This is a genomic window from Collimonas sp. (assembly GCF_035566555.1).
Lineage (GTDB): Bacteria > Pseudomonadota > Gammaproteobacteria > Burkholderiales > Burkholderiaceae_D > Collimonas.
This window is the reverse complement of record NZ_DATMRB010000007.1, coordinates 29,704-52,566: the sequence shown is the minus strand read 5'-3', so window position 1 is coordinate 52,566 and position 22,863 is coordinate 29,704. Positions and strand designations below refer to the sequence as shown.

Genomic DNA, 22,863 nt, shown 5'->3' with positions numbered 1-22,863 from the left:
CTGCCCACGCTGAAACGGTGTTCTATTATTTGCCGCGCCACTCCGCGTGGGCACGGGTGCCCACCCTACCAATCAATGTGCAGCGGCGCTCAGCCTTAAAGCCTTGATTTGATCGGCAGTGATGCTGGCCGGCTGGCCGCCCCAGGTAGCGCGCAGGAAATTGGACAGCTGCGCCAGTTCCTTGTCGTTCAGCTGGCCGGCAAAGCCAGGCATGTCTTGCAGGCTTTCGGTGCCGGGAAACTTCTGCGCTTCGATGCCGTCCAGCATGGCCACGATCAGGTTATGCGGATCGGCGTTGCGCACCGTCGAATTACCCTTCATCGCTACCGCCACGTGCGGCTTGCCGTCACCCTGGAAACCATGGCAGCCGGCGCACACCGCGGTGTACAGGCGCTTGCCGGCATCCAGTTCCATGGCGTCCGCATTGATGGTCTTGATCGGCTGCGGCGGCAATGGCTGGTCACCCATCAGGTACGTCGTCACCGCGGTGAGGTCATCCTTGCTCAGGTACTGCGTGCTCAGATGCACCACCGGGAACATTTCGCCATAAGCCGAGCCCTGAGGCGCGATGCCGGTGGCGAAGAAGGTCTGCAAGTCTGGCGCAGTCCAGCCCACCGCCGCCAGGCCGGCCGGCGTGATGTTCGGCGCCGCGACACGGCCTAGCGCAGAACCCGTCAGCGATTTCGACAGATCCAGCTGGCCGAAGGCGCCGCGCGGCGTGTGGCATTCAGCGCAATGGCCCAAGGCGTTGCTCAGGTACTGACCACGCTGCCACATGGCCGACTTGCCGGTCGATGCATCGGCCAGTTGATCCTTGAGGAAAGGCACATTCCAGAACATCATGCCGAAGCGCATGTTGTACGGAAAACTGAGATCCGGCGCGCGGGTTGGCACGGCGACCGGCTTCTGCTGCATCAGGTAGGCGTAGATCGCGTCGGTGTCGGCGCGCGTCATTGAGCGGTAGGAGGTATACGGCATGGCCGGATACAGATGCTTGTCCGGGGTAACGCCATCGTGCAGCGCCTTGTAGAACTGGTCGGCGCTCCACTTGCCGATGCCGTGCTCCTTGTCGGGCGTGATGTTGGAACCGTAGAACTTGCCGAACGGCGAAGCCAGTTCGACACCGCCGGCGAACGGGGCGCCGGTGGCCGTAGTGTGGCAGGCAGCGCAGTCGGCGGCCTTGGTCAGGTAGCGGCCAAGGGCGATCTGGTCAGCGCTGCCGGGCTTGACCGCGTTTTTGTCCGCGACTTGGCCGGCGGCCTGGGCGGATGCCGCCGCCGAGCTACTGCCGCCGTCGCAGGCGGCCAGCAGGGTTGCCGTCAGCAGCGCCAGGCCGCTCAGGGCGGTGCGCAGATATCGAGGCGTGGTCATCACTTGGCGTCCTTCACCAGTCCTGGCGTGCTCAGCACCACTTCCTTGACCGCTTCGAAGTAACGCACGTAGCCGGTGCAACGGCAGATGTGGTCGTTCAGACCTTCGGTGATGGTGTCGTCGAGCTGGGCCTTGGTCACCGGCTGGCGCTTGAGCTTTTCCACCAGCACCGTGGCGGCATTGACGAAACCTGGCGTGCAATAGCCGCACTGGAAGCTGTAATGCTCCAGGAACTTCTGCTGGATCGGCGACAGCGCCACCACTTCGCCCTGCTCATTGCGCTGGGCGTGGCCTTCCACGGTACGCACTTTCTTGCCTTCGAAAAAATGCGCGCCGGTGATGCAGGAACGTACTTCTTCGCTAGTGCCGTCCGGCTGGTCCAGGATCACCACGCAAGCGCGGCAGATGCCCTGACCGCAGCCCAGGCGGGAACCGGTCAGGTCCAGGTATTCGTGCAGGAAATCGATCATCATGATGCCTTCCGGCACCGGCACGGGGCCGACCGGCTTGCCGTTGATATGCATGGTGATGGGATGTATGGTCATGCTCATGCCAGAGCCTCCTGAATATTTTGTTGGGTTACCGGCAGATCGGTGAAACGGTGGCCGATGGCGTGGGCGATGCCGTTGACGATGGCGCCGACCACCGGGATCATCACCACTTCGGCGATGCCCTTGGGCGGATCGGTCTCGGTCAGCGGCGGCAGCACTTCGCTGGTCTGGCTCCAGACCGCGACATCCTTGGCGCGCGGCAGCTGGTAGCGGTTGAAGTTCCAGCTGCCGTTGCCGGGACCGTCCTCGTAGAGCGGCAGATATTCATGCAAGGCATGGCCGATGCCCATCGCCAGGCCGCCTTGCAGCTGGCCGGAGACCAGTTGCGGCGAAATCTGGTTGCCGCATTCCATGATCGAATGATGGGTCAGCAGCTCGACCTTGCCGCTGGCTTCGTGCACCGCCAGTTCGACCAAGGTGCCGACCGCGCTGTAGTAAGTCACGGCGGCGTTGTTGCGCTGGGTCGGCGGGATCAACACCTTCTTGCGGTTCAGCACATCGTAGCCGCCGCTGGTGCTCATCTTGGCTTGCTGGGCCTTGCTGGCGCCCTCGCCGTAGCGTACGGAGAGGCCGTCGAGCGGCACCCGCACCAGATTGCCGAGAATTTCGAAATCGGCTTCGGTCCATTGCCAGCGATTGAAGACGTGCACCGTGGCGCCTGTCACCAGCCCCAGTTCATGGGCCTTCTTGACCAGCTGTTCGTAAGGCAGCGCCTGCAGGCCGGCGGCCGACAGCTTGCCGTCGACCCAGCGCGCATCCTCCACCCGCACCACCAGCGGCGCCGCCTGGCCGCCGCCGATGCCCGTGCTCCAGATCGCCATCGCCGCCGGCCACAGGCCGTGCATGAACACCACCCGCGCCGCTTCGCGCGTGCTGTGGGTGAAATAGAAGGCGGAGTTGGTGGCGCTGGACGGCGAGGAATATCCCGGCGACCAGCGCGGATTGGCCGCCAGCTTGTCTTGCTCAGCCTGGCTCATGATGTAAGGATCGCCGCTGGTGAGCACCGGCAGATCGCTCCAGTCGGTGACCGAGGTGCGCACTTCATTGGCTGGCTTGCCCAGCCATTTGGCGCAGGCGATCGCCTGCGAGGTCGACATGCCGGTGCCGATTTCGGCGGCGCTGTGCGACAGGTGAATCTGGCCGTCGGCGCTGATCTCGACCTTGGCGAAGGAAGTCTCGGCGCCGGTGCCGAAATCCTTCTGCACGCAGGCAAAGCCGACGCCGTAGCGGTAGCCAGGATGGCTGGTTTCGTACTCAACCTTCTTCTTGGCACGGTTGATCCAGAGCGGATGCAGCTTGGCTTTTTCCAATACTTCGTCGACCCGGATGGCGCCGGCCGGGATCGCTCCCTGGGTGTTCTTCATGCCGGAGCGCAACGCATTCTTGAGGCGGAAATCGATGGCGTCGAGGCCCAGCTTTTCAGCCATCTCGTCAATCATCATTTCAGTCGCGGCCATGCTCTGCAGGGTGCCGTAGCCGCGCGCCGAACCGGCGTCGATCGCACGGGTAGCAATCGCGACCGCCGCCAGGTCGTTCTTCGGAAAGTAGTAGATCGATTGCGCTGCCGTGGCGCCTACCATCGCCACCGACGGCGAGAAGTTGGCACGGCCGCCGCCGTTGGCTTCGAACTCGCCCTTGAACGATTGCAGCAGGCCGCTCTTGCGGTCGACCGCGATGCGGTAGTGCATCTTGAAAGCGTGGCGCTTGATCGAAGTCTGGAACTGCTCGTAGCGGTCGTTGGCCAGGCGCACCGGCTTGCCGTCCGCGTACAGCGCAGTCAGCAGGCCATAGAACGGAAAGTTGTAGTGATCCTTGGAGCCGTAACCGACTGTATAGCAAGGATGCAGGAACAGCTTCTTCAGAGGGAATTTACCCTTCTTCATCATCTCGATGGTGCTGTCGACAATCTCGCCCGGCGACTGCGTCGGCACCACCATGTGCAGGGCCTCGTTGGCCGCGTCATACCAACAGTTAGCGTTGTCCGGCTCGAGCGCCGCGGTATCCACCGACTGCGTATTGTAGTTGCGCTCCATGACCAGCCAGTCGGCCGGCGGATGGTCCAGCTGCTGCTGGATCTGGACCGCATAGAACATGCCCTGCTCGCCCAGCTTGCCGTGTTCCTGGCCGTCCGGCCAGACCGGCTGGTGCTTGCGCATCATGCTCGGGAACACCGGCGCATTCTTCAGGCTGGAGAAGATATCGTCGTCGGCAGAAGTGGCGCCGCCCACCCGCACGAAGCGGAAAGTGCCCCAGGGATCGCGCTCCAGCGGACCGGTGACCGGACCGTACTGGATGACTTCATCCTTGAATTGCAGCTTGTCTTTGGCGAAACGGAAACGGGCGAAATCGTTATAGATCAGGATCGCCACGGCGTGCCCCAGATAGGCCGGGGTCTTGCCGGCCGGCAGCAGCATGTCTTCACCATAGAAGGCTGGGAAAGCGATGCCGTCGCGCGCCAGGTCGGCGGCGCTGATCACGCGGTCGGGCTTGAGATCGTCGCCGAGCAGGCTGAGGTCGAAACCAAGAAAGCTGCGGTCGGCCTTGGTGGCGCGCAGGATGAAAGCGTGGGCTTGCTGGTTCGGCCAGTGCGGCATGTCGCGGGCGCGGACATCGCGCGCAAACACTTTGGAACCGGTGACCTTGGCAATGCCGTCGATACGGAACTTGACCTGACCGTTGCCGCTGTCCCACTGGATGGGCGTCAGGATTTTTTCTTCAAACAGAGCGGCAAAAGCCTTGCCGCCCATCGGTGCCACGTAGACCGAAACTCCGGCGACGACGCTGGCCTTCAAAAAACTGCGACGCGAAAGGTCGAGTTTTGTCATGTATTTCTCCTCAAAAACCAGGGAACAGCCTCAGCGCCGCAACCGTTTCAGCTGCCGGCGGCGATCGTGCATGTCCATAAGATCCATCTAAAGCCCCTGCCGGGCATTCATCTGGGGGTCGGCATTTTATTACATTGGAGAACGGACAACATAATCACTATGACATGATGAGAATAGGTGATTTGAGGGCAATCGCAATTGCTTTTGTATTTAATTGTTATAAAACAAGCTATTACGCATCGAGTTTTTCTTGAATGATTGTCATTCCAAGGTCATAACTTACTTGTAGAATCGGCCATTTCTGCCACTCTCCTCCGAGCCATCATGATACGAGCAAGCTTTGTTACCCTGCCGCTGGCGCTGGTTGCGGCATTTTCCGTCACCGCCTGCGGCAGCGGCGGCGGTGAACTGAACAGCGACCACGGCAAGGCCCTGGTGATCGGCCACCGCGGTGCCAGCGCGCTGCGGCCGGAACACACCCTGGCCTCCTACACCCAAGCCATTGAAGACGGCGCCGACGTCATCGAGCCAGACCTGGTGGCGACCAAGGACGGTTTCCTGGTGGCCCGCCACGAGAATGAAATCTCCGGCACCACCAACGTCGCCACGGTCGCCAGGTTTGCCGGCCGCAAGACCACCAAAGTCATCGATGGCAACAAGCTGGAGGGATGGTTCACTGAAGACTTCACCCTGGCCGAGATCAAGGAATTGCGCGCCAAGGAAAGAATCCCGCAGATCCGTCCCGACAATACCAAATACGACGGCCAGTTTGAAGTCCCGACCCTGACTGAGATCGTCGCCCTCGCCAAGAGCATGTCGGCCAAGACCGGTCGTACCATCCACCTCTACCCGGAAACCAAGCATCCAAGCTACTTCCAGTCCATCGGCCTGCCGCTGGAAGAGCGCCTGCTGACGGTGCTGGCACAGGACGACTACAGCGCCAGGCGCGCCACCATCTACATCCAGTCGTTTGAAACCGCCAACCTGAAAACGCTGCGCGCGAAAATCGGCAAAAGCCATCCGACCTACCGCCTGATCCAGCTGATGGATGACGACAAGGTGCAGCCGCCCGATTTCGTGCTGGCCGGCAGCAAGCGCACATATGGCGACCTGATGACGGCGGCCGGCATGCAGGAAGTGGCGGCCTACGCCGACGGCGTCGGCCCTTACAAGCTAAGCATCATCCCGCAGGACAGCAAGGGCAACCTGGGCACGCCCACCGCCCTGGTCGGCAACGCCCACGCCGCCGGCCTGCGTGTGCATCCCTACACCTTCCGCCCGGAAAACAACTTCCTGCCGACCAGCCTGAAAAGCAACGGCTCAGCGGCCACCCGCAATGTGGATGGTTCGGTGGCGGAAATCCAGGCTTACCTGAAGGCCGGCATCGATGGTTTCTTTACCGACGATCCGGCGGTGGGACGGCGGGCGGTGGATAGCTTCAAGCGCAGTTGATATACATGCGCCTGATTCCTGCAAGGCCGGCAGCCAGCCATGCAGGATGAATGTCACAAGCGCTCAGTCTCACCACTCTTAGGCTGCCACTTCATCAAGCGCTTCTCGATCATCCCCACCACCGTATCGAGCACCAGGGCAAACGCAGTCAACACCAGGATGCCGGCAAACACGGTATTGACGTCGAACGCCCCCTCCGCCTGCAAGATCAGATAGCCGACGCCACGCGCCGAGCCCAGGTATTCGCCGACGATGACGCCGACGAACGCCAGCCCGACCGAGGTATGCAGGCTGGAAAACACCCAGGAGGTGGCCGACGGCAGGTAGACCGTGCGCAGCAGTTGGCGCTGGTTGGCGCCCAGCATACGGGCGTTCGCCAGCACTACCGGGCTGACTTCACGCACGCCCTGGTAGACATTGAAGAAGACGATGAAAAACACCAACGTTACCGCCAGCGCCACCTTGGACCAGATGCCGAGGCCGAACCACATGGCGAAGATCGGCGCCAAAATCACGCGCGGCATGGCGTTGGAGGCCTTGATGTAGGGATCGAGGATGGCCGAGGTCAGCGGTGACAGCGCCAGCCACAAACCGACGCCCAGGCCGAGCACCGTACCGATGCCGAACGCCAGCATGGTTTCGGTCAGGGTCACCAGCAGGTGCGAATAGATTTCCGCCGGAAAGCTGAGGGTAAACCAGGTATGGTCGCCGAAGCCAACCTCCAGGCTGCCGCTGCCGACCGTGAACCATTGCCAGACCCGGTGCAGCACCTTGAGCGGCTCGCCAAAGAAAAACGCCGTCTGCGGATTGCGTGTGGCCAGGTGCCAGATGCCGAAGAACAGCAACAGCACCAGCGCCTGATAGACCCGCAGGTTCTTGTAATTCGGCTTGATGGCTTTCCACATAATACTGTCCAGTCATTATTGAACGTTGAAGTTGTCGCGACGCCTGGGCGCCCCCAGCTACGCGCCCCGGCCTCGTCGGCGACGCCTAGGCGCCCCGTCATTCCCGCGAACGCGGGAATCCATGTTCACTGCCATATTCAGCAATGTGGATCCCCGCGTTCGCGGGGATGACGCTATTTGTAGAGATCGCGTTAACTAGCTTTTTTTTGCTGCTGGTAGCCCTTCAGCACCTCGTCGCGCAGCACGCTCCAGATTTGCTGGTGCAGTTCGACGAAGCGCGGCTCGCTACGGATTTCGGCGACGTCGCGCGGGCGCGGCAGGTCGATCGCGAATTCGCCGATAGGATGGGTGGCCGGTCCGGCCGACAACACCACTACCCGGTCCGACATGGCGATCGCTTCATCCAGGTCGTGAGTGATGAACAGCACCGCCTTGCGTTTGGCGCTCCACAGCGCCAGCACTTCGTTTTCCATCAACTGCCGGGTCTGGATATCGAGCGCGGAAAACGGTTCATCCATCAGGATGATGTCGGGATCCAGGATCAGGGTCTGCGCCAGCGCCACCCGCTTGCGCATGCCGCCGGATAATTGATGCGGGTAACGGTCGCCAAAGCCTTGCAGGCCGACCCGCGCCAGCCATTCTTCGCCGAGCTGGCGAGCCTTGGCTTCATCGGTCTCGCGGTATTGCAAGCCGGCGATGACGTTTTGCAGCGCACTGCGCCAAGGCATCAGCGCTTCCGCCTGGAACATGTAGCCGGCACGGCGATTGATGCCGGCCAGCGGCTCGCCGAATACCTTGACGCTGCCGCTGGAAGGCTGCAGCAAACCGGCGCCGACATTCAGCAGGGTCGACTTGCCGCAGCCTGTCGGGCCCACCACAGAAACGAATTCACCCGGCGCAATCGACAAGCTGGTGTCGGCCACCGCGGTATAGCGCTGCGAACGATCGTCCTTGGAGACGAAGGTGCAGCTGATATTGTCCAGGAATAGAGCAGGAGTCGATGCGGAAGTCATGGGAGATACGGCCTGAGCCGAAGAAGATTTCAACGGAAGCCGTCTACAGTCCGCCGCCTGTTCCAGCTGTGCCGCCCGCAGGCGGAACAGGCGGCGGGCGGCCGATCACTTGTACTTGGCGTCAGCCTTCTTGACAAACTCATTGGTGTAAGTCTGCGACAGGTCGATATTCTTGCCGGCCAGTTCGGGATCGAAGGCTTCCAGCGTATGCAATGCAACCTTCGGGCCTTCCTCCGGGATCATGCCGTCCGGCGACAGCGCTTCCCGCATCTTGTTGAAAGCGTCGAGATACAAGGCGCGGTCGCCCAGCTGGTAGCTTTCCGGCACCACCTTGGCGACGTCAGCCGGGGTGGCCTTCTGCAGCCATTTGAGCGCGCGCACCATGGCGTTGGTCAGGGCCTGCGTGGTGTTCGGATATTTCTTGATGAAATCGGCGGAAGCGTACAAGGTGGCCGCCGGCATCGGGCCGCCAAATACGGCGTTGGTGTCTTTCAGGGTGCGGGTGTCGGAGATGATCCTGATCTCGTTATCCTGCTGCAGCATGGTGATCAGCGGATCGAGATTGACGATCACGTCGATGGAGCCGGAGCGCAGCGCCGACAAGGCGCCGGCCGACGCGCCGACGCCGATGTAGGAAACGTCAGTCGGCTTGAGGCCGCCTTTGGCCAGCACGAAATTGGACATCATGCTGGTCGACGAACCCGGCGCCGTGACGCCTATTTTCTTGCCCTTGAGGTCGGCGATGCTCTTGAAGTTGGGCATGGTCTTGTTGGAGACGCCCATGACGATCTGCGGCGCCCGGCCCTGCAGTACGAAAGCAGTGATGCGCTGGTTCTTGGCCTGCATGCTGATGGTGTGCTCGAAGGCGCCGGAAACCACGTCGGCGCTGCCGCCGATCAGGGCCTGCAAGGCCTTGGCGCCGCCGGCGAAATCGGAAATCTGTACATCCAGGCCCTCATCCTTGAAATAGCCGAGCTGCTCGGCGATCGTCAAAGGCAGGTAATAAAACAGGTTTTTACCACCGACCGCGATGGATACCTTGGTCTTCTCCGGCGTCTGCGCAAACAGATTGCTGTTGAATGTCAGATAACCGGCCAGGAACAAACAAAGAGCAATTGCGAACTGCTTCCAGCTTAATTTCATGTTGTCTCCTCATGATTCTTTTCGGGATTTTGAGTTAGGGCCCGTTAGGGAGCAAGTTGAACATTTGTGCGGCCGTAGCTGGATGCGATGCAAGGCGCCCAACGCGCCGCAGTGCGAGCACTGCAAGCGGTGGGCAACGCAGCAACGCGCCAGGTACGGCCAGCACAAATGTTCAACTCACTCCCTAACGGGGCCTTACATGCGCGGCGATATCTTTCGCTCTAGTTATGCAAAATAACAGAAATTCAGTTGAGCGGCACGATCTGTCTAGCCATCTCTAAAAAAATCTTTCCGAAAAACGAAAAACCCACGAAGAAAGCAGAAATCGACATGAGCTGATTTGCGCTTCTTTCGTGGGTTTCGTGTTCTTCACGGAACGGACGGCTAAGTCGCCCGCCGGTCCAGCATGGCGCGGGCGATGGTGCCCGCATCCACATATTCCAGCTCGCCGCCGACCGGCACGCCGCGCGCCAGGCGGCTCACCTGCAAGCCGCGCGCTTTCATGGTTTCGCTGATGTAGTGCGCCGTGGCTTCGCCTTCGTTGGTGAAATTGGTCGCCAGCACCACTTCCTTGACAATGCCGTCGGTAGCGCGGCCCACCAGTTTTTCCAGCTGGATGTCCTTGGGGCCGATGCCATCCAATGGCGACAGCCGCCCCATCAGCACAAAGTACAGCCCCTTGAAAGTCAGGGTCTGCTCAATCATCAGCTGGTCGGTTGGTGTTTCGACTACGCACAGCAAGGTCGGATCGCGCTCAGGATCGAGACAGGTTTCGCAAACCTCGTTCTCGGTAAAGGTATTGCACTGCGCGCAATGGCGGATCTGGTCGACCGCCTGCGTCAGCGCCCGCCCCAGCAGAGCGGCGCCGTCGCGGTCATGCTGCAGCAGGTGATACGCCATGCGCTGCGCCGATTTCGGACCGACGCCAGGCAGATGACGCAAGGCTTCGGTGAGCAAGGTAAGACTGGAAGGTACTTTCACGCAGCGCTCAATGACGGGATGATCAGAACGGCAGTTTGAAACCGGCTGGCATGCCGGCGGTCAGGCCCGACATCTTTTCAGCCGACAACGCTTCTGCCTTGCGCACTGCATCGTTGAACGCGGCAGCCACCAGGTCTTCCAGCATGTCTTTGTCGTCCGCCAGCAGCGAAGCATCGATCGCCACACGCTTGACGGCGTTCTTGCAAGTCATCACGACTTTCACCAGGCCAGCGCCCGATTCGCCTTCGACTTCGATCAAGGCCAGTTGGTCTTGCATCTTTTTCATATTGTCTTGCATTGCCTGGGCTTGTTTCATCAGCCCTGCCAGTTGGCCCTTCATCATGGTGCTTCTCCTGTTAAAAAATTAAATTTGCAAAGCAAAGGCCAGGCGCTATCGGCCCTCCTACTTCGCCTCACCTATCGGCTTGATCGATCCGGGTACGATCGATGCGCCGAATTCACGCATCATGCTCTGGATGAACGGATCGTTCTGCGCGGTCTGTTCCGCCAGCCGCTGCCGTTCGGCCTGCGCTGCCATCGCCTGCGCATTGGCGGTATGGCGCACGGTGCCGAGTTCGGTTTCCACTTTCACCGTGCGGCCGAAATGTTCCGTCAGCGCGGCCGCCAATTTATCAACGCTGCCGGCGGAACGCAAGGTGTCGAGCGGAATCCGCAGATGGATCAGCGTGGCGGGACCGCTGCTGTCGCACTTGATCAGTTCGCTCTGCTGCGCCAGCTGGTGGGCCACGCCGCGCACCGCCAGGCCGGCTGCCAGCACAGGCCAGTTGCCGTCCCAGTTGAGATTGGCGTCGGGCTGCAGCACCAGCGGCGGCAAGGGCTCGGCCGGTACTTCAGGCGCTGGCGCCACGGGCTCGGGGCGCTGCGCCTGGCGCGCACTGCCGGCGCCATTGGCAACTGGGCGCGACGGCGCTAGCGCATACGATTCAGTTTTTTTTTCAGCCGCCGAACTGGAAAACTCGGTATCCGGCAAATCCATCGGCAGCGGGATTTCCTCTTCCCATGGCGGCACCGAGGAATTTTGCGGCTCGTAGACTGGCGCCGCAGGCCGCGGCTGCGCAGCCACCGACGCAACAGCGGCCGCTACCGGCGCAGGCGCAGGCTCGGCGGCAACCGGCTGCGCTGGCGCCGGACGTGCCGCGCCACCCTTGCGTGAGGAAGCTGCCGCACGGGCTGCTTCCAGTGCAGCCCTGGCAGGGCTCATGCCAGCGGTATCGGGACGGGCTACCGGAGCACTGGTGCTCAGCGTTTGCGGCGGGCTGCTCAAGCGCGCCGCGGCAGGAGCCGGGGCATTCGCAACAGCGGCTTGCGCCGCAGCAGCTGGCCGTGCAGCCGCAGCTGCCGGAGCGGCGCTAGCCTGCGGCCGCGGCCGGCTGGCAACCGGCGGCGCCACCGTACTGCCATCGGCTTGCGGGCGGAAAGCCAGCATGCGCAGCAAGGTCATCGAAAAGCCGGCGTATTCGTCGGGCGCCAGGCCCAGTTCGTTGCGGCCGTGGACAGCAATCTGGTAAAACAGCTGCACTTCTTCGGCATCGAACAAGCCTGCCAGACGGATGATTTCTTCGCGTTCCGGCAAATCGTCGGCCAGCGCTGCCGGCACGCTTTGCGCCAGCGCGATCCGGTGCAGCAAAGTGCCCAGGTCCTGCAGCGCGGCGCTGTAGGACAGGCTGCGGCTGGCCATGTCGTCGGCCACCGCCAGCAGGCCGGGACCGTCTTTTTGCGCCAGCGCATCCAGCACGCGGATCAGGTAGGACTGGTCCAGCGCACCTAACATGCCCTGTACCGCTTCCAGCGTCACCTTGCCGGCGGCATAGGCGATCGCCTGGTCGGTCAGCGACAGCGCGTCGCGCATCGAGCCGTGCGCGCCCTGCGCCAGCAAACGCAAGGCCGGGGTTTCGAATTCGATCTGTTCCTGGCCGAGGATATTGTCCAGGTGGCTGATGATATGGCCGGGCGGCATCTGCTTCAGGTTGAACTGCAGGCAGCGCGACAGCACCGTCACCGGGATCTTCTGCGGATCGGTGGTGGCGAGGATGAACTTGACATGTTCCGGCGGCTCTTCCAGCGTCTTCAGCATCGAGTTGAAGGCATGGTTGGTCAGCATGTGGACTTCGTCGATCATGTAGACCTTGAAGCGGGCATTGGACGGCGCATACACAGCCTGTTCCAGCAATTGCGCCATTTCGTCGACGCCGCGGTTGGAGGCGGCGTCCATCTCGATATAATCGACAAAACGGCCGGCATCGATCGCCACGCAGGCGTCGCACACGCCGCACGGCGTTGCGGTAATGCCGCCGTTGCCGTCGGCGCCGATGCAATTCAGCGATTTCGCCAGGATCCGCGACAAGGTCGTCTTGCCGACGCCGCGCGTACCGGTGAACAGATAGGCATGGTGCAGACGCTGTTGCTCCAAGGCGTGCGTCAAGGCCCTTACGACGTGTTCCTGGCCGACCAGCGTATCGAAGCTTCTGGGGCGATATTTACGGGCGAGGACTTGGTAGGACATAGAGGCGAATAAGGTCTGCATGTTGTGAAGTACAACCGGCATTTTACCTGACAGACGAAGCCAGCATGCTTTTTAAACTCGGCGGCTTGACGGCAGCGGCCGGCAACCCAGAAACCGGTCGGCCGGGGAATGGCTGCGGGACTGAAAGCGGGCTCTAAACAATTGCAATAAAGCAGCTATCCGAAGGCCGCAGCAAAGGGTAAAGTCAAGAGATATCCCCCAATACCGAAGCATATCAGGAGACCAGGCATGCAAGGGCAAACCCACGAAGTGACGAACCAGGTTGCTGAACTGTATGGCAACAATCTTTATCTCGACGACGCCATCCTGCAAAGCGGCGTCCAGCGTCTGCAAGGCCAGTGGCATGCCGATGCGCTGGCGCGCTACGGCGCCGAACTCGGCAGCAAGGAAAGCTGGCAGTTGGCCGAGCTGGCCAACCGCCACCAGCCCGAACTGAACACCTTCGACCGCCTCGGCAACCGCATCGACGCGGTCGAATTCCATCCGGCCTGGCATGCCTTGCTGGGCATGCTGCGGCGCGAGGGCCTGCACGCCCTGCCCTGGATCAAGCCGCAAAGCGGCAGCCACGTAGCGCGCGCGGCCGGCTATTTCCTCCATGCCCAGCTTGAAGCCGGCTCGCTCTGCCCCACCACCATGACCTTTGCTTCGATCCCGGTGCTGCAGCAGGAACCGGCGCTGTATGCCGCGCTGCAGGCAAAACTGTTGTCATGCGAACATGACAGCCGCGACCTCGCCCTGGAGCATAAGCACTCGATCCTGATCGGCATGGGCATGACAGAAAAGCAAGGCGGCTCCGACGTGCGCAGCAACACCACAGCAGCGCTGCCGCTGGCAGGCGGCAGCGGACGCGGCGCCGGCTACCTGCTGACCGGCCATAAATGGTTTTTTTCGGCGCCGATGTGCGATGCCCACATGGTGCTGGCGCGCACCGAGATGGGCCTGAGCTGTTTTTTCGTGCCGCGCTGGCGGCCCGACGGCAGCAAGAATCCGGTGCAGATCCAGCGTCTCAAGGACAAGCTTGGCAACCGCTCCAACTCCAGCAGCGAAGTCGAATTCCGCGAGGCCTTCGGCATCATGGTCGGCGATGAAGGGCGCGGCATCCCGACCATCATCGAAATGGCCAACCACACCAGGCTGGACTGTGTGATCGGCGCCGCCGGCCTGATGCGCCAGGCGCTGGTGCAGGCGCTGCACCACGCGCGCAACAGGAGCGCCTTCGGCCGCGCACTGGCGGAACAGCCGCTGATGCAGAACGTCTTGTCCGACCTGGCGCTGGAGAGCGAGGCAGCGACCCTGCTGATGCTGCAGCTGGCCAGCGCCTTCGAGCATCCCGACGATCCCCTGCAGCGCGCCTGGCGCCGCATCGTCACGCCCGCCGCCAAATTCTGGATCTGCAAGCGAGCATTGGAATTCACCGGCGAATGCATGGAAATCTGGGGCGGCAACGGCTATGTGGAAACCGGACCGATGGCGCGCTTCTACCGCGAGGCGCCGGTCAATTCGATCTGGGAAGGCTCAGGCAATGTGATGTGCCTGGACGTGCTGCGCGCCATCGAACGCGAGCCGGCCGGCTTCGGCCTGCTGCTGGCGCAGCTGGGTGAGAGCGCCAGCCAGCACCCTGGCCTGGCCAGCATGCTGGACGATCTGATGAAAGACCTGGCGACGCCGCCGGAACAGCGCGAAATGCTGGGGCGGCGTTTCGTCCAGCGCCTGGTGCTGACGGTGCAAGGCGCATTGATGCTGCAGCATGCGCCGGCCGTGGTCGCCGAGGCCTTCATCGCCAGCCGCGGCGAAGCCATGGGCGGCCGCGTCTACGGCACCCTGGCGGCGCCGCATCTGCAGAAGACGATCTTGCAGCGGACCTGGGCCAGCTAGTCGCCAGAGGCCGATGAAGGCTTGCCGATTTCCCGGCCGAGGAATTTCTCGACGCGGCTCCAGAAATCGACATTGTTCTTCTGCAGATGCCAGCCATGGCCCTCTTCCGGATATTCGATCCATTCAACGTCCGGATTGGTGGCCTTGACGGCATCGCGGAATTTGCTGCCGTGGATGATCGGCACCCGCTTGTCGGCACCGCCGTAAGCCAGCAGCAAGGGCTGCTTGATGCGCGCGGCGTTTTCCAGCGGCGAAGTGGCTTGCAACTGCGCGGCATCCTTTTGCTGGTCGCCCACCAGCACCGGCATGCCGTACTTCAGGTACTCGCTGGAGATATCGCTCCAGCTGACGTTGTACATGAGGTTGATGTCGGTCACGCCGACCCACTCGAAGCCGCAGCGATACAGATCCGGATCCCTGATCAAGCCCATCAGCGTGGCGTAGCCGCCATAGCTGGCACCGCCAATGCAGATCCGCTTGGGATCGGCGATGCCTTGCGCAATCGCCCACCTGGCACCGTCGGCAACGTCATCCTGCATGGCCAGGCCCCATTGCTTCCAGCCCGCCCGGAAGTGTTTCCAGCCGAAACCCGTGCTGCCGCGGAATTCCGGTTCCAGCACCACATAGCCGCGCGAGGCCAGGAACTGCACTTCACGATTCCAGTTCCACGCGCCATCGCGCACATAAGGGCCGCCATGCACCAGCACCACCATCGGCAGGTTTTTCTTGCCGGCGCCGTTCGGCATGGTCAGGTAAGCCGGGATTTCCAGGCCGTCGCGCGCTTTATAGTGGACCATGTCCTTGCCCGACATCTGCTGCGGATTAATCTGCGGCATCGAGTTGCCGAGCGCGGTCAGCTTTTTCTCCTTGCTGTCATACAGAAAATAGGCGACCGGCTGGATATCGGAATACGACCTGACCAGCACATAGGGCGTCTGCGCATGGCCGGCAACGCTGATCCGGTTCACCGTGGACGGCAGCAAATCATTGACCGCCTGCTGCATCGCTTGCATCTCCGGATCAAACCACTTGGTGTCTTCGGCGTCGGTCTCGAAACGCACACCCAGGAATTTCTTGTCGTTGCTGACGATAGCGCCGGAAAAATCGTAGCCCTGGAGCGAGACCAGCGGCTGCGGCTCCACGCTGTTTTTCGCCAGGTCGTAGCGGTACAGCGAGGTTTTATCCGTACCCTGGCGCGAACTTACGTACAGGCTGCCGTCCGGCCCCAGGAAATAAGGAACGAAGCCATGACCGGTAAAGGTATTGAATTCGATCAGCTTGCGCCAGCTTTTCTGCTCGGGATCAAGATAGAAGACCGACTCCATGTCGCCATCCTGCGTGGTGGCGACCCGCGGCTCGCCTTGCCAGTCCATCAGCCAGCGGATGGTCAGGCCGGGACGGTCTACTATCGCGGAACGGCCGGTCCGGGTATTCAGGCGCAGCAGGTGGATCGGCTTGATCTTGCCGGTGCCGCCCGGATCAACCTGGCCGACGTAGATATCGTCTGAATTCCGGATCGTCGAATAGAAAAAGGTATACCACGGCAAGACGCTGCGCACGCTGCCGCTTTGCTGCTGGAGATCGCGCAAGACCAATTGGCGGAAATCGGTGCCGTCCCGATTGATTGCATATAAACCGCCGGCCTGGGTCTGCTCGCCGAGGCCGATGGTCCGGTCGCCGGCATCGAACACCAGCCTGTCGCTGTTGACCCAGTGAAACTGGCTGATATCGGCAGCATCGAAACTGGCGATCACTTTCGGCACGCGCGTGGCGACATCCATCACGCCCAGCCGCACATAGCCATCCTTGGCCGGCACCAGCATCGCCACGTAGCGGCCATCCGGAGACAGCTGGGCGTTGACCAGGGTCGGATAGGCAAAGAAACTTTCAACGCTGGGCAGGCTGGCCGCGGCCTGGGCGCCAGCCGCGCCGCACATGAGGCACAGCATGAACAAAGCGGGAAAGCGGCGGATTCCTTGCAAGCGTCTAAAAGGCATTACAGTTTTCTCCATGCGGTCGATGAATGAATGGTCTATGCAAGCGCGGCTGTCACGCAGTGTATTGTTCTTTCCTTAAAAAAACCACTTGCATGTCGAAACAAAAGCGAGACAAAACCAAAAATAAGCGGCAATCTATTTGACATTCAAAAAAAAGCCGGCGATACCCTTTGTGGGCATCGCCGGCTTTGCTGGCGCCTGTCAGCGCAGCGTCAGTGACCGCTGAACAGCTTCAGGATATTCTGTTTCTCATCCTCTTGCGGCGTGGTCGGCGCCGCGCCGGGCGCCGGCGGCGCTGGCGGCGGCAACGGCACGCCATCCGGGCCGATTTCCAGCGGCGCCGGCGCACCGGCGCCTAATCCCAGCGAAGCGATGAAGCCATTGCCCGGCGTGAAATTATCGAAGTAGAACTCGCCGTTGATGGTGCTGATCCCGGCAGGCATAGGCATCTGCGTTTGCGGCACGCCGCGCAAGGCACGGCCCATGTACTCGGTCCAGATCGGCAAGGCCAGCTGGGCGCCGAACTCGCGGCTGCCCAGGCTCTTCGGCTGGTCGTAACCCATCCACGCAACCGCCACCAGGCTATTCTGGTAACCCGCAAACCAGCCGTCGAAAGCATCGTTGGTGGTGCCGGTCTTGCCGGCCAGGTCGGTCCGGTGCAGCACGTTGGTGCCGGCGCCGGTGCCGCGCTGCGCCACCGATTGCAGCAGGCTGGTCATGATGAAGCTGTTGCGCGGATCCAGCACCCGCGTCGCGTTCTGGCCGGCGACCTGCGGCTCGACCTTGGACAGCACGTTGCCGCGCGAATCCGTCACTTGCGAGATCAGGTAAGGATTGACGCGATAGCCGCCGTTGGCCAGCACCGCATAAGCGCCCACCAGCTGCAGCGGGGTCACCTGGCCGGCGCCCAGCGCCAGCGGCAGGTAAGGTGGCGTCTTGTCGATATCGAAGCCGAAATGGCTGGTGACGAATTCTTGCGCATACTTGACGCCGATCGCATCCAGCAGGCGGATCGAGACCAGGTTCTTCGAGCGCTGCAAGCCGGTGCGCAAGGGCATCGGACCGTCAGGCTGATCGTCGTCCTTCGGTTCCCAGGCATCCTGGCCGGGACCGCCCGGGAACGACACCGGCGCATCGTTGATGATGGACGCCGGGCCGAAACCTTTTTCCAGCGCCGCCGAATAGATGAACGGCTTGAACGTCGAACCCGGCTGGCGCCACGCTTGCGTGACGTGGTTGAACTTGTTCTGGTTGAAGTCGAAACCGCCCACCAGCGAACGGATCGCGCCGTCCTGCGGCGTCAGCGACACCATGGTCGCTTCCACTTGCGGCAGCTGGGTGATCTGCCAGCCCTTGGCGGTATTGATGACGCGGATCACCGAACCCTTCTGGATCTTCAAGCCCTTGCCAGCCTTGGCGCTCAAGGCCGCAGCGGCCAGCCGCAATCCTTCGCCGCTGATGGTGACGGTATTGTCGTTGCGCAGCATCACCTGCACCTGCTTGGGATCCGCGCTCAGCACCACCGCCGGCAGGATATCGTCATTGTCCGGCTTGTCCTGCAAGGCGTCTTCAATCGCCTGGTCGCGCGCATCGCCTTCGGCCGGCAACTCGATGGTCGCTTCCGGACCGCGGTAGCCGTGGCGGCGGTCATAGTCCATGACGCCCTTGCGTACGGCGTCGTAGGCGGCGTCCTGGTCTGCCGAATTGAGCGTGGTGATGACCGTCAGGCCGCGCGTATAAGTATCTTCCTTGTACTGCGCGAACAGCATCTGGCGCACCATTTCGATGGCGTATTCCGCATGCACGTTGTAGTTGTTGCCCTTGGTCTTGACCTGGATGTCTTCCGCCACTGCCTGGTCATACTGTTCCTGGGTGATGAACTTGAGGTCCAGCATGCGCTTCAGGATGTATTGCTGGCGCACGTGGGCGCGCTTGGGATTGACCACCGGATTGTAGGCCGAAGGCGCTTTCGGCAAGCCGGCCAGCATCGCTGCCTGCGCCAGGCTGATGTCTTTCAGGTCTTTGCCGAAATAGGTGCGCGCGGCCGCGGCGAAGCCGAAGGAACGCTGGCCCAGGTAGATCTGGTTCATGTAGACCTCGAGGATCTGGTCCTTGCTCAGCGCCGATTCGATCTTGTAGGCCAGCAGGATTTCGTAGATCTTGCGCGAATAAGTTTTTTCGCTGGACAGGAAGACGTTGCGCGCAACCTGCATGGTGATGGTGCTGGCGCCCTGCGAAGCGCCGCCGTGCAGGATGTCGGTCAGGCCGGCGCGCAAGATGCCAATGACGTCGATGCCGCCATGCTGGTAGAAGCGTGCATCTTCGATCGCCAGCACCGCATTTTTCATGTCGGCCGGAATATCGTCCAGCTTGACCAGGCTGCGCCGTTCTTCGCCAAACTCGCCGATCAAGACATGGTCGGCGGTGTAGATGCGCAGCGGCACCTTAGGCTGGTAATCCGTGATCGCGCCCAGATCCGGCAACTGCGGCGTCATGACCACCAGCGCATAGGTCAGCAGCAGCCCGCCGATCACCGCGCCCGCCAGGAACAGGCCGCCCACCGTCAGCAGCAATGCGTGGGCTACGCTGCCCTTGCCGTTTTTCCTGCCGTTGCCGGAGCGCGTGTTGTTTGTATCTTGCTTGGTTCTATTTGTTGATGACATAACAATATTCGAGGGAAATAGCCCTGTATCCTACAACATGCCGGGCCTGGAACCACGAATTGACCATCATTTATGCGTTAGATGCCCGGTTGCGCGGCTGCCGCAGCTTTGCTTCGCCGGGGTTCAACAGTGACTCGATCATCCGATGCGTGGTGGCGGCGGCAAGTTCCGGCGACTCCATCGGAAACAGATGGCCGCCCGGGATCTGCTTGAAATATTTGCCGACCAGGCGTTTGGTGGCATCCAGCCCGGCCTGGCGGCACTCGACCGAATCGATGCCGCCGACAAAACCGATCGGCACCGGAAACCCCCGCTTCAGCACGCTAGCCATATTGTGCGGCAAGGTGCGGTAGACCGCGGTTTCGATGTCGCGCCGGAAGCGCAGCACCATATTGCCCTGATCCTCTTCCAGCCCGTAGGTAATATAGTCGCGCAGGACTTCCGGCGCCCAGCTGGCAAACACCTGCTTGCCGGCGAAATGCTGGTAGGCCGCTTCGGCGCTAGGCCACAGATTGCGCCGCTTGGCGGAAAACTTGGCCGGCGGCACATGGTTATTCAGACCCAGCGCCTTGGCGCCGCGCAGCAAGGTAGCACGCCAGCCGACCACCACCGGGGTATCCAGCATCACCACGCAGCTGACCAGGTCGGGCCGCCGCTGCGCCGCCAGCAAGGCCAGCCCGCCGCCCATCGAATGGCCGAGCAGGATCACCGGCTGGCTGTAGCGCGCCGCCAGTTCGTCGATCAGTTCCTGCACCAGCGCCGGCCAGCCGTCGGTAACGGGATACTTGGGATTATGGGCATGAACGTCGAGCGAGCGGACGTCGTAGTCGCGCTCCAGGAACTGTAAGAACTGTCGATAAGTGCCTGCAGGGAAACTGTTGCCGTGAATAAAATGCAAAATCGGGCGAATCGGATCAGTCATAGATAAGACAACAAACCTGTTTTGATGGGGTCTTATTTAAAACCGAAAGTTGCGATGCGACAAAGGGAATATTAGAGCTGCTACTCAGAAGACGCTAAACGCATCCATCCCGTCCAGTCCGTGGGACTGGCGACGCGGAGCCGCTAGCCAGGCAAGGTAGCGCGCCGGAATGCCGACAATTCAACGTCCATACCAATAACGGCGATGCTGATTCCGGTAGGTATCAATCGCCACGCTATCGCCAAATTTCAGCAAGATCGCTCCTCCCTCGTCGTTCCGGAACCGCTCTACCCCGCGCTCCTCATAACGCGCTACCACCTGCTGCTTGGGATGATGGAACCGGTTGCGGTAGCCAACCTGGAACAACACTATCTTCGGATCTACCTGCGCCAGGAATGCCGCCGAGGATGAAGTCCCGCTGCCATGATGCGGCGCCAGCAGCACGGTGGATTTCAAATCTCCGCCATGGCGGGCAAGCAGCTGCTGCTCCTGCGCAGCTTCGATATCGCCGGGCAGCAAAATGGCATTCTGGCCGAGGCTGACCTTGAGCGTGCAACTGACCATGTGCGGCTTGTCTGTTTGCTGCGCGGCCGATGCCTGGTATTGTTCCATCTCCGGATACAGCATTTCAAACTTCACTTCTCCCCACTGCCATGCCTGCCCTGCCTGACAGCGTTGATGAACGGTTGCGCCCCGGACTATCAGATGCTGCGGCGGCAGCGATGAGTACACGGCGCCGACCTTGACGGCATCCATGACCGACAGGGCGCCGCCGGAGTGGTCATTGTGGACGTGCGATATCACCAGCGCATCCAATGCCGTGATGCCGCGCGCTTTCAGGTAGGGAACGATGATGCGGTTGCCGGCGTCGGAACCCGGCGAGTAATAAGGGCCGCTGTCGTACAGCAGACGCTGGCCGGCGGTTTCCACCAGCACCGCCATGCCCTGGCCGACGTCGAGCGCGGTCACCCACATTTCACCGGCGGGCGGACGGCTGCCTTCGTCCAGCAGCAGCGGCAGCCAGCCGGCCAGCGCCAGCCAGCGCAGCGGCCAGCCGCGCGGCGCCAGCAGCCATGCCGTGGAAAAGAGCGCCAGCGCCGCTGTCCACGCCTGCGGCGCCGGTGTCTGCCATACCGCGAACGGCAAGGCGCTGAGCCAGCCGAGCAGGATCGCCAGCTGTTCTACCAATGCATGTGCAGCACGCCACAACCACGTCGATAGCGGCGCCGGCAGCGCGCTGGCGGCCAGCGTCATCGGCGTGACAACCAGGCCAACCAAGGGAATCGCCACGGCATTGGCCAGCGGCGAGATCAGCGAGACACGGCCGAACAGCAGCACCGTCAGCGGCAGCAGGCCGATGGTGACGGCGTATTGCGTGGCGCCGGCCGTGCGCAGGCTGCGCCAGCCGGCCGCGAGGCGCGAGTCACCGCCATCGCCGGCAGCAGTGCGGCGGCCGACGCTGGTGTACAGGATCACGCCGACGGCGCAGAACGACAGCCAGAATCCGGGCCATAGCACGGCCCAGGGATCGATCACCAAAACCACGGCGAGCGCGATGCTCAGCACATGCGAGACGCTGGCGATGCGGCCGCTCCACAAGGCCAGCGCCACCACCAGCAGCATGTACAGGGTGCGCTGCGCCGGGATGCCGAATCCGGCCAGCAGCACATAGCCCAGGGCGGCCAGGGCGCCGCTCAGGGCAGCGACTTTGGGCGTCGGCAGCAACAGGGGCAAGGCGGCGTTCGCGAAGAAAGAGCGGCGCCACAATGCCGTCATGACGGCAGCGAACAGGCCGGCAATCATGGTGATATGCAAGCCCGAGATGGCGACCAGATGGCTGATGCCGGTGCGGTTGAAGATCTCCCAGTCGGACTGGTCGATGGCGCGCTGGTCGCCGATCGCCAGCGCCACCAGCACGCCGGCGTAGCGATGTTCAGGCAAGGCGTCCAGGATGCGCTCGCGCAAACGGCCGCGCATCAGCTGCACCAGATTGCCGGGAGTGAAAACGAAGGGCTGCAATTGCCGGTTTGCCGAATTTGCTCCTTGATCTGCACGGACGTAGCCGGTAGCGCGCAAATTACGTTCCAACAACCAAGCTTCGTAGTCGAACCCGTGCGGGTTGGCGCTGCCGTGCGGCTGCTTCAGGCGCACCGTCAACTGCCAGCGCGCTCCAGCCGTGAGATGGGACTGCGGCGCTTGCGCTTCGTCGCCATTGCGGTACCAGGCCAACGCCAGGCGGCAGGGAATGAGCGGCGCTTCGCCGCCCTGCTGCACGACCTTCTCGACGGCAAAATTGAAGCGTACGCCGGTATCCAAGTACGATGGCAGGCTGTCGATTGTGCCTATCACCGTGACATCGCGCCCCTCCCATTCCGGCGCCAGTTCCTGCTGTAGATAGTGGCGGGCAAACAAGGCCGCCCAGACGAAACCGCAGATAAAACCTGCCAGCAGGCGAGCAGCGAGCTTGAGTTGCCAGCAAGGGATTTTATAAGCAGCGCACACCAGCAATACCGACGCCAGCGCCAGGCAAGCCAGCAGCCAGATCGCAGGCAAGGCAGCTCTGCTTTGCAAAAACACAACACCAAGCACGAAGCCAAGGATTGCGCTACGCATGCGGAGC

The 22,863-nt window shown here is 62.0% G+C and carries 15 protein-coding genes; 2 read left to right on the top strand and 13 right to left on the bottom strand.

Going from position 1 to position 22,863, the window contains the following annotated elements; genetic code table 11:
• Positions 1-72: 72 nt before the first annotated feature.
• The 3 genes from VNZ65_RS01055 to VNZ65_RS01045 are packed head-to-tail and all read right to left on the bottom strand — an operon-like array spanning position 73 to position 4,747.
• Positions 73-1,371, bottom strand: coding sequence for a cytochrome c (locus VNZ65_RS01055; protein WP_325665203.1), 1,299 nt, complete (start codon positions 1,369-1,371; stop codon positions 73-75).
• The gene (locus VNZ65_RS01050; RefSeq protein ID WP_325665201.1) at positions 1,371-1,922 is read right to left on the bottom strand and encodes a (2Fe-2S)-binding protein; all 552 of its coding nucleotides are present in this window, start codon (positions 1,920-1,922) and stop codon (positions 1,371-1,373) included. Before VNZ65_RS01050 ends, VNZ65_RS01055 begins: the two co-directional genes overlap by 1 nt.
• Positions 1,919-4,747, bottom strand: coding sequence for a xanthine dehydrogenase family protein molybdopterin-binding subunit (locus VNZ65_RS01045; protein ID WP_325665199.1), 2,829 nt, complete (start codon positions 4,745-4,747; stop codon positions 1,919-1,921). The genes VNZ65_RS01050 and VNZ65_RS01045 overlap by 4 nt, the downstream gene beginning before the upstream one ends.
• Positions 4,748-5,068: 321 nt before the next feature.
• On the opposite strand from VNZ65_RS01045, the gene VNZ65_RS01040 reads away from it, so the two are divergent.
• Complete coding sequence (locus tag VNZ65_RS01040) at positions 5,069-6,199, top strand: glycerophosphodiester phosphodiesterase (protein WP_325665441.1); 1,131 nt, start codon at positions 5,069-5,071, stop codon at positions 6,197-6,199.
• A gap of 53 nt (positions 6,200-6,252) precedes the next feature.
• Here the strand turns inward: VNZ65_RS01040 and VNZ65_RS01035 are convergent, their stop codons facing one another.
• The 6 genes from VNZ65_RS01035 to VNZ65_RS01010 all read right to left on the bottom strand — a co-directional run bounded on the left by VNZ65_RS01035 (position 6,253) and on the right by VNZ65_RS01010 (position 12,765).
• Positions 6,253-7,104, bottom strand: coding sequence for an ABC transporter permease (locus VNZ65_RS01035; protein WP_325665197.1), 852 nt, complete (start codon positions 7,102-7,104; stop codon positions 6,253-6,255).
• A 191-nt stretch (positions 7,105-7,295) separates the two neighbouring features.
• Positions 7,296-8,117: an ABC transporter ATP-binding protein gene (locus tag VNZ65_RS01030; RefSeq protein ID WP_325665195.1), complete on the bottom strand. Its 822-nt coding sequence runs from the start codon at positions 8,115-8,117 to the stop codon at positions 7,296-7,298.
• A gap of 105 nt (positions 8,118-8,222) precedes the next feature.
• A complete protein-coding gene (locus VNZ65_RS01025) occupies positions 8,223-9,260 on the bottom strand; it encodes an ABC transporter substrate-binding protein (protein WP_325665193.1) in 1,038 nt (345 codons plus the stop codon).
• Between the two features lie 384 nt (positions 9,261-9,644).
• Positions 9,645-10,241 carry a recombination mediator RecR gene (gene recR, locus VNZ65_RS01020; protein ID WP_325665191.1) on the bottom strand — a complete coding sequence of 199 codons (597 nt, stop codon included), beginning with the start codon at positions 10,239-10,241 and terminating at the stop codon, positions 9,645-9,647.
• Positions 10,242-10,263: 22 nt separating this feature from the next.
• On the bottom strand, positions 10,264-10,584 hold the full coding sequence (locus VNZ65_RS01015) for a YbaB/EbfC family nucleoid-associated protein (RefSeq protein WP_014006791.1): 321 nt from the start codon (positions 10,582-10,584) through the stop codon (positions 10,264-10,266).
• A gap of 60 nt (positions 10,585-10,644) precedes the next feature.
• Positions 10,645-12,765: a DNA polymerase III subunit gamma/tau gene (locus VNZ65_RS01010; protein WP_325665189.1), complete on the bottom strand. Its 2,121-nt coding sequence runs from the start codon at positions 12,763-12,765 to the stop codon at positions 10,645-10,647.
• A 249-nt stretch (positions 12,766-13,014) separates the two neighbouring features.
• Here VNZ65_RS01010 and VNZ65_RS01005 point away from each other — a divergent pair, with 249 nt between their 5' ends.
• A complete protein-coding gene (locus VNZ65_RS01005) occupies positions 13,015-14,661 on the top strand; it encodes an isovaleryl-CoA dehydrogenase (protein WP_325665187.1) in 1,647 nt (548 codons plus the stop codon).
• Here the strand turns inward: VNZ65_RS01005 and VNZ65_RS01000 are convergent.
• From VNZ65_RS01000 to VNZ65_RS00985, 4 genes are all read right to left on the bottom strand, one after another.
• Positions 14,658-16,658 carry an alpha/beta hydrolase family protein gene (locus tag VNZ65_RS01000; RefSeq protein WP_325665185.1) on the bottom strand — a complete coding sequence of 667 codons (2,001 nt, stop codon included), beginning with the start codon at positions 16,656-16,658 and terminating at the stop codon, positions 14,658-14,660. The genes VNZ65_RS01005 and VNZ65_RS01000 overlap by 4 nt on opposite strands.
• Positions 16,659-16,870: 212 nt before the next feature.
• A complete protein-coding gene (locus VNZ65_RS00995; RefSeq protein WP_325665183.1) occupies positions 16,871-19,321 on the bottom strand; it encodes a penicillin-binding protein 1A in 2,451 nt (816 codons plus the stop codon).
• 70 nt (positions 19,322-19,391) lie between these two features.
• Positions 19,392-20,243 (bottom strand): alpha/beta hydrolase, encoded by an 852-nt coding sequence (locus VNZ65_RS00990; RefSeq protein ID WP_325665181.1) that lies wholly within the window; start codon positions 20,241-20,243, stop codon positions 19,392-19,394.
• A gap of 180 nt (positions 20,244-20,423) precedes the next feature.
• Positions 20,424-22,856, bottom strand: a complete 2,433-nt coding sequence (locus tag VNZ65_RS00985; protein ID WP_325665179.1) for a DNA internalization-related competence protein ComEC/Rec2 — start codon at positions 22,854-22,856, stop codon at positions 20,424-20,426.
• Positions 22,857-22,863: the final 7 nt, after the last annotated feature.

What these genes read in the sequence shown, in the direction of transcription:
- VNZ65_RS01035 (WP_325665197.1), bottom strand. Translation starts at nt 7,104, where the DNA reads ATGTGGAAAGCCATCAAGCCGAATTACAAGAACCTGCGGGTCTATCAG.
- VNZ65_RS01025 (WP_325665193.1), bottom strand. Translation starts at nt 9,260, where the DNA reads ATGAAATTAAGCTGGAAGCAGTTCGCAATTGCTCTTTGTTTGTTCCTG.
- VNZ65_RS01005 (WP_325665187.1), top strand. Translation starts at nt 13,015, where the DNA reads ATGCAAGGGCAAACCCACGAAGTGACGAACCAGGTTGCTGAACTGTAT.
- VNZ65_RS00995 (WP_325665183.1), bottom strand. Translation starts at nt 19,321, where the DNA reads ATGTCATCAACAAATAGAACCAAGCAAGATACAAACAACACGCGCTCC.
- VNZ65_RS01030 (WP_325665195.1), bottom strand. Translation starts at nt 8,117, where the DNA reads ATGACTTCCGCATCGACTCCTGCTCTATTCCTGGACAATATCAGCTGC.
- VNZ65_RS00985 (WP_325665179.1), bottom strand. Translation starts at nt 22,856, where the DNA reads ATGCGTAGCGCAATCCTTGGCTTCGTGCTTGGTGTTGTGTTTTTGCAA.
- VNZ65_RS00990 (WP_325665181.1), bottom strand. Translation starts at nt 20,243, where the DNA reads ATGACTGATCCGATTCGCCCGATTTTGCATTTTATTCACGGCAACAGT.
- VNZ65_RS01050 (WP_325665201.1), bottom strand. Translation starts at nt 1,922, where the DNA reads ATGAGCATGACCATACATCCCATCACCATGCATATCAACGGCAAGCCG.
- VNZ65_RS01055 (WP_325665203.1), bottom strand. Translation starts at nt 1,371, where the DNA reads ATGACCACGCCTCGATATCTGCGCACCGCCCTGAGCGGCCTGGCGCTG.
- VNZ65_RS01045 (WP_325665199.1), bottom strand. Translation starts at nt 4,747, where the DNA reads ATGACAAAACTCGACCTTTCGCGTCGCAGTTTTTTGAAGGCCAGCGTC.
- VNZ65_RS01000 (WP_325665185.1), bottom strand. Translation starts at nt 16,658, where the DNA reads ATGCCTTTTAGACGCTTGCAAGGAATCCGCCGCTTTCCCGCTTTGTTC.
- VNZ65_RS01010 (WP_325665189.1), bottom strand. Translation starts at nt 12,765, where the DNA reads ATGTCCTACCAAGTCCTCGCCCGTAAATATCGCCCCAGAAGCTTCGAT.
- VNZ65_RS01015 (WP_014006791.1), bottom strand. Translation starts at nt 10,584, where the DNA reads ATGATGAAGGGCCAACTGGCAGGGCTGATGAAACAAGCCCAGGCAATG.